The organism is Advenella sp. FME57, assembly GCF_014897675.1.
GTDB lineage: Bacteria > Pseudomonadota > Gammaproteobacteria > Burkholderiales > Burkholderiaceae_B > Advenella.
This window is the reverse complement of the sequence record NZ_JABUXU010000011.1, coordinates 58,517-71,858: the sequence shown is the minus strand read 5'-3', so window position 1 is coordinate 71,858 and position 13,342 is coordinate 58,517. Positions and strand designations below refer to the sequence as shown.

Below are 13,342 nucleotides of genomic sequence, written 5' to 3'. Positions count from 1 at the left end.
CCACTATTCATGACGAAACCTACTGTCCATCTGGTGGAGCCACCGTCGCCCCATCGATTCTATTTGTAATTAAGGACTCGCCAACGTAACCACTTCTCTTCTTTGCTTCAATAAAGTCTCGTAGAAAGCGAAGTGCGGCTTCAGGGAGCGATTTGGAACATCCCATCGCTTGACGTATCACCATAAAATTTCCTGGCAGCAATCTTAATCCTCCCAACCTCTGGGAGTCGGCCTCCAATTGTTGTTTCACGCCCGCCGCAACATCTGCAGAAATGTCTACATAGGTATCAACGACCGTGGGCGAAGTTGCCGATCTGATGATTTCGGCATGCTTTATTTCGCGCGAGAGAAACAAGTCATATGCGCTGCCTGCCCCTACTACTAATCGCATCCCTGGAGCGTCCACTTCATGATTACTGGTAAGCGCAGAATTTTCTGCGACCAAATAGGAGCCTTCAATTAGCACATAGGGTGGCGTAAAGGCTATCTCGTTGGCTCGCAGCGGATCTATCGCAAAAAAACCGATGTCCGCGTTGTTATTCGAGACTGCTTGGACCGACTCCCTGGCTGACTCAAACACCTTGAACTCCACTTCTACGCCCAATGCATCACCAAATGCTTGTGCCAAATCCACTGAGACGCCGCCAACATTATCGCCGCCCCGTTTAGCCAATATCGGGTTCCCTACGTTTATAGAAGCACGTAATCTTCCAGTATGAGCAAAGGAGTTCTTAATGTCATGCGTTAAAAAACTATTGTGCAAAATATTACCTCGTTTTCAAAATTCGATGCTTATGCCATTCCAGCCGTTGATTATCCTGGTCCAAGTTTTAAGGACAGTCATACGAACCTTAGCGAATTTCCACTGTGTAGTGAAATCGATTGGCCGGAACGTAAGATGCTCTCCACTCTACGACGTCGCCAAGATGATCATGCATCGTACGTTCTATTCTCATACACGGCGTTTCCGCAGGGACCTTGAACACTTGGGCATCTTCCTGGGAAATCACGTCCATTTCCAACTCATCTATAGCCCGGGAAACCAAAACGCCACATACGGAGTCGTAGATTGGGTAAAGCAAAGGAGGCGATTCAGTCTCTAAATGTGGAATGAGTTTAGAAAAGCGTTTATGAGACAACCAGATATGCTCTACCAAAACAATTTCGTCATCATAGGAACGCGATCTGTGCATATAGATTGTTTTTGCTCCAGGAGTAAGTTGCAATTTTGCTGCGATCTCAGCGGGTGCCTTTTCTATGGATAGTTTCAAAACATTGGCTTGGGGCAACGTGTTTTTACCTGGCCCACGAAAACGTACAAACCGAAGCATTGAGGTCCGCTCGAATGTACTGGTAACAAACGTTCCTTTGCCATGGACGCGTTCAAGCACCCCCTCTTGCACCAGGGCTTGGATTACCTTACGCATTGTTCCAACAGAGATAGAAAACTCAGCTGCTAGCCGCTCTTCCCCAGGTAACGCTTCTCCTGCAGTCCAAATACGATCTGAAATACGACGCAATAACTCGTCTCGCACTTGAATATGTAATGGTAAGCGCGTGTCTGTTTTTAAAGCCAAATCTCACTCCTACATGCCATTGCTACGGGAAAACCCGTAATGTCAAAAGATTATATAACACCTATACTCCTATATAGGAGTTGGAGTTAATATTTTCGTATTTTTTAAAGCTATTTATAAGTCTGATATATAACTAGCTGTCTATCAGTATAGAAGGAGTTTAAACATTGATGGGTAATAGCAAAAGAATATTCATGCAAGCAATGATGGCTGGCGCACTGTCTATCGCGGGAACCGCTAGCATTGCTCAAAGCACTTTTCCCGAAAAACCAGTTAAAGTGGTCGTGCCTTTCAGCCCAGGAGGCAGTTTTGACGTAATAGCACGACACATTAGTAACGGTCTAGGAAAATTGTGGGGGCAGCCCATAGTAATTGAAAACCGTGCGGGAGCTGGCGGAAATATAGGGGCACAAAACGTCATAAATAGACCAGGCGATGGATATACATTGTTGTTCTGGGGAGATGGCGTGCTGGCAAATCCTTTGTTATTTCCCAAACCTCCGTTCAATGCGATCGAAGATTTATCTGGTGTTGCTCTAGTTGCAACAGCGCCTCAAGTATTGGTCAGTGGTGAAAATTCATCTATCAAAACCATGACCGATGTACTTAAATCTGAGCAACCCTTAAATTACGGCACTGCGGGTAGCGGCTCACCCGGGCATCTGGCAGCAGAACTCATGAAGCGACAGGGAGCTAAACAGCTTACCCATATCCCCTATCGAGGAGGCGGACCTGCACTGGCCGATCTGATGGGAGGGCAAATTCAACTGGTCTCTACAGGACTGCCTGCGACTATTAGCCTGGTTCGAAGTGGCCGCATTCATGCAATCGCTATTACCTCTAAAGAAAGGCTTGCCACTTTTCCTGAGGTACCAACAGTCGGTGAAACATTGAAGGGTTATGAGGTTGATACCTGGTTTGGCTTCATGGCCCCCAAAGACACCCCAATTGAGATACGAGAAAAAATAGCCAGCGACATTGCTAAAGTGTTATCAGATTCAAAGCTGAGAAAAGAACTCTCAGATAGTGGCTTTGAAGTCAAAACCAGCACCCCAAATGAATTGGACGCCAAAATGGCCAAGGATCTCGAGTTCTGGAAGGAATTAGTTGAGAAATCCGGGGCGAACGCAAAATGAGAGAAACCGACCGAAGTAGTCAAGGGGCCGATGAATCTAGTTTGATTATTTTAACCAGAGATAACTGCGCATTAAATTTGCGAATTTTGCGCAACGGACAAGCTGCAGAGACGCCAGTCCTATTTATCCATGCTCTTGCGATGGATGGAAAAATGTGGACGGACGTAGCCCGGGAACTTCATGTGAATGCCACTGTTTACGCGCTCGACTGCCGTGGACACGGAGATTCTGATCGCCCTAATGGTCCATATTCCACAAAACAATTTGCTGATGATGTTGTCGATGTTCTCGATCATTTGGAAATTCCGTCCGTGCACTTGGTGGGGTGCTCAATGGGTGGCACTGTAGCACTTGCCTTCGCAGGCTGGTATCCAGACCGATTAGCAAGCTTATGTGTAATAGACACGACTGCCTATTATGGACCCAGCGCGATATCTGCCTGGGAGGAACGCGGGCAGCGTGCTATGAACAACGGATTATCGGACCTGATCGGATTTCAACTTCACCGCTGGTTCTCTGATGATTACATTACCAAATACCCAGATCAAATTCCACAAGCAATAGAAGTGTTTCTCAAAAATAACCCCGTAGCTTATCTGGAAAGTTGTCGGATGCTTGGCAACGCGGACGAGCGAACAAATCTAAGCCATTACAGAGGGCCAACGACAATCGTAGTAGGAGAAGAAGACTACGCAACGCCGGTGAAAATGGCGCGGAAAATCAAAGACTGCATCAAAGATGCAAAACTCGTCGTTTTACCCAAACTAAGGCACTACACCCCGATTGAGGCACCCAAAGAAATAGCCAACATAATTCATTCACTTATAAGAGCCGAATAAATAAAACCCAGGAGGAGCACAATGTATTCACGTCGCAAATTTATACAAGGTTTAGCCGCACTTACCACACTCGGCGCAGGAAGCAGCATGATCGGATACGCTGCAGAAAGCTCGGATTCAGAAGAACTATTCGATTCTCATTGTCATATAATTGACCCTAATTATCCTTTAATACCAAATCAGGGATATTTGCCACCGCCGTATCCGCTACAACAATATTTGTCCGACGTTAAACCGTTGCGGATTACTTCTGGAGCTGTCGTATCTGGCTCGTTCCAGGGATTTGACCAAACATATTTGAAAGCAGTTTTGAGCAAGCTCGGCCCTAGGTGGGTCGGGGTAACTCAGGCTCCAGCGAATATGCCGGACAGCGAGATCTCTGATCTGGCTGCTGTTGGGGTTCGCGCTCTACGTTTCAACATGTATAGAGGCCGCACAACAAACATAGATGATTTGGTACAAATGGCGACTCGTGTTCATACCGTAGGCAAATGGCATGCAGAGATCTATGCGGATGCTGCCAGTTTAAAGCAACACGTAGAAAAACTGTCAAAGCTGCCGCAAATAGTAATTGATCACTTGGGCATGACCGAGGAAGGCTTGCCTGTGTTACTTGATTTGGTAGATGCAGGCGCACGTATCAAAGCCACTGGGTTTGGTCGAGTCAAAATGAATGTCCCAAAGGTATTAGAACGTATTGCACAAAGAAACCCTGACGCACTCATTTTTGGCACAGACCTTCCATCAACTCGGGCAAAACGCCCTTTTCAAGCCCAGGATATTCAGACAATCCGAGAGGTTCTAGGACCGCAACTATCCAGAAAAGTGCTGTGGGATAATGCAGTCTCATTGTATCGCCCCACTGTATAAGCCGAAGCACTCCTATGTTCGGAAAAAGGTCTTATGCGCGCTTCGTTCGAAATCAACGACCAGTCTTCAAAATCGTTGACCATTCGGGTTTCAATGATTCTGTCTATTTTATTAAGTTTTTCAGGCGTGAAACTGGAAGTACACCAATCCAATTTCGCCGAAAAAAATTAATATACAAAATTGCTTTAGAGGCATTCAGCGACATCGTTTCCTTGCCACGAATATTGTTTTCGATAACTATTATTAGGAATAGCCATTTTTTTAGACGTTTAATAATCTCAATATTATTCTGTTTTCACTCAAGCCATTAATTTAAATAAAAACGCAATCCATCGAATAATAATGAATCTCGCTTTGAAGCAGCCGAATTCTGATTCTATGAAAACGGGGACAGTTCAGAACGTAGTGACAAAAATGCAAAACCGAACGATATGTCGATTGTCATTGAGTTCTGAACTCACAGCATATTAAAATCAATGGCATACAAAAAAACTCGTCATTCAGATTTGAACACATCCGTCATTCATTTTTGAATTTTTCGTACTGTTTGTCATTGAGATTTGAACTCTTAAATGTCCGCCGTACTACTTAGGTTACACAACAGCGTTTTATCTCGCTACAAATCTAATAGTTATTGCGCAGTTCAAAAACATGGGATGATTGCAGATGTGATAAAGAATCCCGTGTTCGCTAGGGAAGTTCTGAAAATACCCCCTAAAAAGGTAAAATGCCTCACCGCATGATACAAATTAGCTTTGCTGATGCCAAATCCGCCGGCAAACGTAAACAGTCCAAGCGTGAGCACTTCCTGCCGGAAATGGATCAGGCAGTTCTTAGCTGGCGCGTGGTTGGTGCAGCTGTCCGATTGAGGCATCAGCCAATCCATAAGGAAGAAGAGCAATGACCGTAGTTGTCTATTCATGTTTCTCCCAATGGTACACCGAGGGCCGAGATGCTTCCTATGTGCGCACGAAAAAATCCTCGGGTGGAGTCCTCGACCTGCTTGAGGTGAATAGACCTGCCGGAGATATGGATCACCCAGCCCTGCCGGATCTCGTTTTGCATCAAGATATGCTCGGGGGCAGCCGTGTTCGGGGCAACGCGGGGGGAGGACAATTCAATGTGAGGAGCGCAAAAGGCTCGTTCTATCTCGCTGCGCCGGACTTCGCTCATACAATCTCGGTCGACAACAGTCACCAGCTTCGCGCCTTGTCCTTTCCCCTGGCGCAGTGGCAGACAGTGCTTGATGAAGCCTCCAACGGTAGTTTCACCGCAGAACGCCTGCAACTATACAAAGGGTCGTTTCACTCGCCGACCATCCAGTCATCGCTGCGGAACTTGTGGGCTTTGGGCAACGAGGAAGGGGTGCCGTCACGTCTGCTGGCGCGAGCGGCAGGCTGCGAGATCCTGGCCGAGCTATGCCGGTTGAGCGGGGCATCGTTCACCTCGGCAAAGGGTGGCCTTGCCCCGTGGGCTGAACGGCGTAGTCAGGAGTTGATGCGCGCTCGGCTGTCGGAAGACATCACCCTGGACGAACTGGCCGCCGAGGCGCAACTTTCACCTTTTCATTTCGCCCGCATGTTCAAGCAAAGCGTTGGTGTGCCACCACGAGTGTACCTGACGCAACTGAGGATGGAAAAGGCCTGCGAACTTCTCGAACAGACGGATCTTCCGATTACCGAGATCGCCCTAGAAGTTGGATACTCATCCAACCAGGTACTCGCTCGAGTATTCACCAAACATCAGCATATGAGCCCCTCCGAGTATCGTCGGGCAGTCCGTGCTCCGGTGTGCTTTACCACATAGCAGAAAGCCAACGCTGTCGCGTTCACGAAGAAGCTTGCCTCTGCCGCTTTGCCAAGCCACGGGTACGCACGCCTGATTGATGCGCAAGATCGGCACCATAACAGCAATTTTTGCGCCGCTATTTGCTTCGCCTCTCCCTAACATAGGTACTTGATAAGCAGGTATTGCGCTCGTTTTCGAGCAGAACCGCTACATCAGGAACTTAACAAGGGGGGTCTAATGGCTTCAGGGAAAAAGACTGCGGCACATATCGGCAAGGGCGCTAGCGCCTTTGTCCGAAAGCCCGCAGTGATCATCATCGGTGGCGGCTCCGCCGGAGCTGTGCTCGCTGCCCGACTCAGCGAAGACCCTTCCAGGCAGGTGCTGCTTCTCGACGCGGGTCCGGACTTTGCGCCAAAGGCTTATCCTTCCTGCCTGACTGATGCCGGGATAGTCGCGGCGCCGGATTTCAACTGGCAGTACGTGAGCGACGACAAGGCAAAGCTGGGTCACGATATCCCAGCCCCACGTGGCAAGGTGATCGGCGGTAGTTCTGCGCTAAACGGCACCGTGGCGATACGCGCCCGGCCGTCTGATTTCTCCCGCTGGTCTGCACTCGGGATCGAGGGGTGGTCGTGGGAGGACGTGTTACCGACTTTCAAGACATTGGAGAATACCCCGAGCGGTGAAAGTGACTGGCATGGCCGTGACGGACCACTTCCCATCCGACAGCGCACTATGGCGGAGCTGTCGACGTCATCGCGTGCCTTCGTGGATGCATCGCGCGCCAATGGCCTGGCAGCAGTCAGCGACTTCAATGGTGCCACTGCCGATGGCGTAGGGCCATATCCGCTCAATGTTGTGGACGGCGTGCGGATGAACACCGGTATGACCTATCTCTCCGATGCCGTACGCGCGCGTCCCAACCTGACTATCCGAGGCGATGCCGAGGTCGATCGGCTGGTGCTCGAAGGCAAACGCGCCGACGGCGTGCGTCTGGTCACCGGCGAGGTCGTGTCGGGCGGTGAGGTGGTCCTCTGCGCGGGTGCGTTTGGAAGCCCGGCGATCCTGATGCGATCCGGGATTGGTCCTTCGGCGCACCTTCGCAGCCTCGATATTCCGGTGGTGGCGGACCTGCCGGTGGGCGCGAGACTTCAGGACCACCCCCTCATTTACGGTGTCTATGCGCTGAAGGCGGAGCATAAGGTGATGTTGCCTGCCGCCGGAGCGTTGGCGTGGACAGGTTCTAAGGGCGCAAGTTCTGGCGACCTTGATCTTCAGATTTCAGCGACGCACTTCTTCGATCCAATGCACAGTCCCACTGGCGGCGCGATTGTATTGGCGTCGGCGCTGGTGTTGCCAGGCTCCATCGGCTCGTTCCAGATCATGTCACGCGATCCACGGGTGAACCCTCGCATCCAATATAACTTCCTTGACGATCCGAGCGATCTCGAACGCCTGATGGAGGTCGCGCGGCTGACGAGCACGATCGCCGCGACCGAGCCGTTCGCCGGCATTGTCGATAGTGAAATCACTCCGCCCCTGCCGACAGACGATGCACGGTTGCGAGAATACGTCATTGCGAACGTCTCTACCTATGCCCATCCGACCTCCACTGTTCCGATGGATGCCGACAATGATCCGACGGCCGTCGTCAATGCCTGGGGCGCGGTGCATGGCATCAGCGGCCTGCACGTTGTCGATGCATCGATCTTCCCTAATGTTCCGTCAGTGCCAACCAACGTGACAACCGTCATGGTCGCTGAACGGATTGCAGCCCGGCTGGGTAATGCCTCGCCGACAATTCACCAAACGAAACACAGGAGTCTCCCATGAATATGAATACCTCCCACCAGTCCAATCCCGCGTTGAACTGGGTCGGCGGCGAGTGGCTGGGCTCGGATACGGTCCGTGAGTCCATAAACCCCGCCACCTACGAGGTCATCGGCACTTACGCCGAAGGTGGTGTCGAAACCGCCCAGGCGGCCATCGTCGCGGCGAAACGCGCAATGAGCGAGTCAGAGTGGGTACATGACCGCAAGCTGCGGGCGCGTGTGCTCGACAAGCTCGCGGACGCGTTCGAGCGTAATCGGGATGAACTTATCAAGATCCTTTACACCGAAAACGGCAAGATCCAGGGCGATGCCACCTTCGAAGTCGATCTTTGCATTCCGTCGCTGCGGTACTTTGCTGGCATCGCGCGCACGGAAGCCGGACGGATTGTGGACTCCGGGCCGGGAAGAATCGCGATGATGAGGCGCCAGCCGATGGGCGTGGCGTGCGTCATAGCACCCTGGAACTCCCCTGTTATTTTAATGGTGCGATCGTTGGCGCCTGCCCTGGCGGCCGGTTGTGCTGTGATCGTCAAGATGCCGGGCAAGAGTGCCCAGATCACCGCAACGATCTCGAAGATCTTTGCCGAGGTACCGGAACTGCCACGCGGGGTGATCAACGTGTTCACTGACGAGGCTGGCGACGGTGCCAAACATATCGTTGCCTCTCCGGATGTTCCGGTCATCAGCTTTACTGGCAGCACCGGAACAGGCAAGGCGATCGCGCTTAGCGCAGCACCGCATTTCAAGCGCATCGGGCTGGAATTGGGTGGCAAGACCCCGGCAATCGTATTTGACGATGCCGATCTTGATCTGGCGCTGCCGATGCTCGTGACCTCGCTGACGAAGTTCGCGGGTCAGTTCTGCGTGACAGGCCAGCGCGTTATCGTGCATGAAGAGATTGCCGAGGAGTTCAAGAAACGGTTCGCCGAGCGCCTGCGCGCAGTGAAGGTCGGACCTGCGGCGGACCTGTCGAGCGATATGGGCCCGATGATCGACCGCGAGAACGTCGAACGGGTCAATAAAGTTGTTGAGCTTGCCATTGCCGAAGGCGCTGAGGTCGTCGTGCGAGGAGGTCCGCTAACCGATGGTCCGCTGTCGAAAGGTGCATTTTTTCGCCCCACTTTCCTGGAGGTTACTGATCCAAAGATGCAAGTCGTTCAGCAGGAGACCTTCGGCCCCGTGGTCACCATGCAGCGCTTTGCCACGGCGCAGGAGGCCGTCGCCCTGGCTAACGACAGTATCTATGGCTTGGGGGCCAGCATCTGGACGCGCGACCTATCGAAGGCCCTGCGTATTGCTCCCAGGATCGAAGCGGGCCTGGTCTGGATCAATGAATGGGGCGCGGTCAGCGAAGACGCCGAAGAAGGCGGTTCCAAACACTCGGGCCTCGGACGCCTGAATGGCGTCACGGCGATCGACGACTTCACCGAGATCAGAACAATTACGTTCAATCCTGGACTGATGCAAGCCTAAGCGTCACCTGAGTCGACGTTGCTGGGACATTTTTTGGTCATTCATGTCATAAAAGGAAAAAATATTATGAGTCTTACAGGCAAACGCGCGCTGGTCACTGGCGGTTCCCGCGGCATTGGCGCCGCAATCGCACAGGCCCTGGCCGCTAACGGCGCGGACGTGGCCATCACCTACCAAAAGTCGGCCAAGAATGCGCAAAGCATCGTGGCTTCGATCGAGAAACTGGGTCGCCGTGGCCTGGCTATTGAAGCCGACAGTGCCAATCCGGATGCCATAAAGCGGGCCGTCAGCGAGACCGTCGAAACGCTTGGCAGTCTCGATATTCTCGTCAACAATGCCGCCCTCGGGCTCAACGGCCCTGTCGCGCAGGTCGATCTGGCCAAATTCCAGGCGATGATGGACGTCAACGTCCGCGGTCCCTTTGTTGCGGCACAAGCCGCAATACCGCACCTGCGCGAGGGCGGTCGCATCATCTCGATCGGATCGGCTTTAGCAGAGCGCGTCCCGTTTCCGGGTATCACGGCTTATGCCATGTCGAAGTCGGCACTGCTCTCGTTCACTCGTGGGCTGTCGCGCGAACTCGGCCCGCAGGGCATTACGGTCAATCTAGTCCAACCCGGATCGACCAATACTGAGGCTAACCCGGCCGATGGAGAAAGTGCAGATTTCCAGCGAGCTCTGTCCTCAATCGGGCGTTACGCCGAGCCAAGAGAGATCGCTGACGCGGTCGTGTTCCTTGCAAGCCCTGCCGCAAAAATGGTGACTGGCATCGCCCTGACTGTGGACGGCGGGGCAAATGCATAAGCAACCACGCAGATAAAAGGAATAACGAGCATGACTGAAATTGCTGGTGTTGTCGTCAGTCACATTATTCGCCCTGCGCACGAACAGGCATTCGTTGAATGGGCGAAAAAAATGGGAGAGAGCGTTCGCGCAGCGTCCGGCTTTCGCTCCATTATTCGGCTTGATCAAGGGCCGGCGATATCCCATACGGTGGTGCAGTTCGACTCCCAGGAACAACTGGACAGTTGGCTGGTATCGGACGCATTCCTGCTGTTGCGCGCGGAGGGCTTAAATTACTCATTGCGGACCATCCAGCCGCAAGCCGGTCATACCAGCATCGTCAGCATTCCGGGATCAGCCAGCATGCCCAAATGGAAGCAGGCGGCTGCGACATGGCTGGGTGTCTACCCGACTTTGCTTGTTGTCAATGTGGTCCTGGTCCGCCCCCTTGCAGACTCAGTGAACTGGCTCGTGCTACTGACAGCAAGCTCGATCGTACTCACGGTCACTCTGACATGGGTGATCCTTCCTCGCGTTCATCGAACCCTGCGCCCATGGATGTTCGCAGAATCGGACAAGGACAAGTAGCCGATGATCAAGCGCCATCCAGCCATTCACCAGATTAGATTCCAGTATTTTCGCACATGGCTCACCCTATCACCCTGGCTCGCAAACGTGAAATGCCACGAACCGCTAGCGGTAATTAACGAAATAAACGGAGAAAACTCATGAACACCATTCCTCAAATTAAGTCGCTCGCTGCAGCACAGTCGGCTAGCGAAGCGCAGTCTGCGGCTTCACTCTCGGTTGTTATGGAATTTCTTTCCAACACGGCGCCCGATAAGGTTGAAGCTGCGGCACAGAGGCTGGCGGCTCCAGACGCGACCTATATTTCTCTCAACTTCAACAATCCGGAACTGCAGAAAATCCTACCGTGGACCGGCACAAACAAAGGTCCGGAAGCCTTCAGTAACCTATTCTTGCAGCTTGCGGATTACTGGAAAACCGAAGACTTCACCGTCACTGATAAACTCGCTTCTGGCGAGGACGTCGCGATTTTCGGTAAGTTCACTTATCGGTCCATTGCAGTAGACCGCGTGTTCACCTCACCGTTCTCCGTCCACGCCAAGGTCCGTGACGGAAAGATGATCTATTTCCAGTTCATGGAAGATACCTATGCGTCTGCCAGCTCGTTCCGGCAGTCCGGCTCATGGACGGTGAAGACATCTGAAGACGCGGGCCCCTTTAAGGTGGGCAAAGAGTAACGAGCTCGGCCGGTGGGTATGCTGGGATATTTTTAAAAATGCTGCCGGCCGCACCCTCCGAGGTATTCGATGTGGATGTTTGCGTTCGGCGGTTCGGCTTTTACTGCTGGGGCGCTAAACCTCCTTCAAGTCATCATGGGCGATGAACGTTTCAGCCAAGAGCAGGTTTCCCAAAGTAAGGGACTGTTTAAAGTACTCAATCAAGAATTCAGTGAGGACACGTATCGTCCGTAACGGGTGTGGGCTAAGCGGGCGCACGACATACGCGCCTGCCGGAGGGCGCAGCTCGATCTGACCATCGAGGACCGGTTTGAGCACCCAGTTAGGCCAAAAGAGTGGTTTTTGTCCCTTTGCACAACATTGATCAGGCCATTCAGCGGATTATGGATGGTTCGATTGTCGACCCCCATGTCGATTGTCATTCAGTTGTGAATTCCCAATATATTAGAATCAACGATTTACAAAAAACTCGTCATTCAGTTTTGAACACATCTGTCATTCAGTTTTGAATTTTCCGTACTGTTTGTCATTGAGTTTTGAATTCTCGGCCGCCCGCCCCACTACTTAGGTTGCACAATTTTGTGCGCGCTACAAGTCATAAGTTTTATCAATATAAGCTTCATCGATAACCTTGATACCGCAATCCCGAGTAACCAAAACGCCAAAGGACAAGGGTCTAGGATCAAAGAGCGGCCAGGAGGAATCTACGCACTGGCCATGACTCAAGTGTCTACATTATTTTCACTGAAGTGGGCTACAGGTCGCATCGTTCCAGCATGGGGGAACTTTCCATGACGATAAGCGGAATAGTAGCCGGCCATTTCCTCGTGGGATCCAGCGATGAACGGCCCCTTGGCAACCACCGAAATGTTCTGTGGCTGGCCGGCGTATAGCAGCAGACGAGCGCCACTATCACCCGCCCGCAAGGTAAGGAAACTGTCCCCATCGCCCATGGGTTCTGTCCAGCCCACCATACCTTTAGCGAGTCTATCGGTTGTGGCGCCGGCCTTTACCTCTCCATCAAGCACTACCAAAAATCCGTTATAGGAGGCGGGTAAATGCGATGCGAAGGTAGCCCCTGGCTCCAACTGAATGTCGATCAACGTAACCGGGACGGCGTTCATTGTAGGGGCCGCCGCGTCCCCTGACTGACCGCTGTAGACCGTCGCCAGGACACCAGGCTCGGCGTGCACCGGCATCTGGGCGCGGCGTAAGATCTGCACCCGTGGTGGCATGTTGCGGTGCGCCTCGGGCAAGATCAGCCAAAGCTGGAATAAGCGCATTCCGGTGGAGACCATCGCATTCTCGGAATGGACGATGCCACTGCCAGCCGTCATCCATTCGACATCACCTTGCTCCAGCCGTCCTCCGGTATCCTCCATCGTGCCGTTGAGCATAAAGGTCACGGTCTCGAGCCCGGCATGGGGGTGCGACTCTCCAAACCTTCCTTCGCGCGTGATGTTGTCATCGGCCATGAGGAAGAAAGGATCGGTCGCGGGCAGATCGCCCGGTGCGATCACCAAAGCGGCCTGATGCCTCTCGCCATCGAAGCCCGGGCCTAATGCGGGTATTCTGGTAACACGATTAATCGATCTCTCAAGCATTGTTCAAGTCCTTCTCGTCGGTTCAGGGCGGCTCGTCATGAATTGACACCGCCGCGGCATTCCTGTCCATCATACTGGACCTACTTGACCTGGATCCAGATGCGCATTTGAGAACCCAGCGTTGCTCAATGCGCAATCCAAAGATAAGCAGGTGGCCTTATATACTTTGCCAATG

General features: G+C 52.4%; 13 protein-coding genes. 10 read left to right on the top strand and 3 right to left on the bottom strand.

All coding sequences use genetic code 11. The features are described 5' to 3' along the window. Positions 1–19: 19 nt before the first annotated feature. Entirely contained in the window at positions 20–763 is a 744-nt protein-coding gene (locus tag INT32_RS13870) for a transporter substrate-binding domain-containing protein (protein ID WP_193089326.1), read from the bottom strand. Between the two features lie 88 nt (positions 764–851). Further along, on the bottom strand, positions 852–1,577 hold the full coding sequence (locus tag INT32_RS13865) for a GntR family transcriptional regulator (protein WP_193089325.1): 726 nt from the start codon (positions 1,575–1,577) through the stop codon (positions 852–854). Between the two features lie 170 nt (positions 1,578–1,747). Here INT32_RS13865 and INT32_RS13860 point away from each other — a divergent pair, with 170 nt between their 5' ends. The 10 genes from INT32_RS13860 (at position 1,748) to INT32_RS13815 (ending at position 11,563) form a co-directional block, all read left to right on the top strand. Then, positions 1,748–2,713 (top strand): tripartite tricarboxylate transporter substrate binding protein, encoded by a 966-nt coding sequence (locus INT32_RS13860; RefSeq protein ID WP_226817067.1) that lies wholly within the window; start codon positions 1,748–1,750, stop codon positions 2,711–2,713. Further along, complete coding sequence (locus INT32_RS13855; RefSeq protein ID WP_193089323.1) at positions 2,710–3,552, top strand: alpha/beta fold hydrolase; 843 nt, start codon at positions 2,710–2,712, stop codon at positions 3,550–3,552. Before INT32_RS13860 ends, INT32_RS13855 begins: the two co-directional genes overlap by 4 nt. Before the next feature lie 21 nt (positions 3,553–3,573). Then, on the top strand, positions 3,574–4,422 hold the full coding sequence (locus INT32_RS13850) for an amidohydrolase family protein (protein WP_226817053.1): 849 nt from the start codon (positions 3,574–3,576) through the stop codon (positions 4,420–4,422). Between the two features lie 739 nt (positions 4,423–5,161). Beyond that, positions 5,162–5,326: a hypothetical protein gene (locus INT32_RS13845; RefSeq protein ID WP_193089322.1), complete on the top strand. Its 165-nt coding sequence runs from the start codon at positions 5,162–5,164 to the stop codon at positions 5,324–5,326. Next, positions 5,323–6,228, top strand: a complete 906-nt coding sequence (locus INT32_RS13840; RefSeq protein WP_193089321.1) for an AraC family transcriptional regulator — start codon at positions 5,323–5,325, stop codon at positions 6,226–6,228. Before INT32_RS13845 ends, INT32_RS13840 begins: the two co-directional genes overlap by 4 nt. A gap of 219 nt (positions 6,229–6,447) precedes the next feature. Next, on the top strand, positions 6,448–8,043 hold the full coding sequence (locus INT32_RS13835; protein WP_193089320.1) for a GMC family oxidoreductase: 1,596 nt from the start codon (positions 6,448–6,450) through the stop codon (positions 8,041–8,043). Further along, positions 8,040–9,515, top strand: a complete 1,476-nt coding sequence (locus INT32_RS13830) for an aldehyde dehydrogenase family protein (protein WP_193089319.1) — start codon at positions 8,040–8,042, stop codon at positions 9,513–9,515. Before INT32_RS13835 ends, INT32_RS13830 begins: the two co-directional genes overlap by 4 nt. A gap of 63 nt (positions 9,516–9,578) precedes the next feature. Next, positions 9,579–10,319 carry an SDR family oxidoreductase gene (locus tag INT32_RS13825; protein WP_193089435.1) on the top strand — a complete coding sequence of 247 codons (741 nt, stop codon included), beginning with the start codon at positions 9,579–9,581 and terminating at the stop codon, positions 10,317–10,319. A 30-nt stretch (positions 10,320–10,349) separates the two neighbouring features. Continuing rightward, entirely contained in the window at positions 10,350–10,886 is a 537-nt protein-coding gene (locus tag INT32_RS13820) for a hypothetical protein (protein ID WP_193089318.1), read from the top strand. Positions 10,887–11,026: 140 nt separating this feature from the next. Further along, complete coding sequence (locus tag INT32_RS13815) at positions 11,027–11,563, top strand: nuclear transport factor 2 family protein (RefSeq protein ID WP_226817049.1); 537 nt, start codon at positions 11,027–11,029, stop codon at positions 11,561–11,563. Positions 11,564–12,285: 722 nt separating this feature from the next. Here INT32_RS13815 and INT32_RS13810 read toward each other — a convergent pair. Next, positions 12,286–13,167 (bottom strand): pirin family protein, encoded by an 882-nt coding sequence (locus INT32_RS13810; protein WP_193089317.1) that lies wholly within the window; start codon positions 13,165–13,167, stop codon positions 12,286–12,288. Between the last annotated feature and the right edge of the window lie 175 nt (positions 13,168–13,342).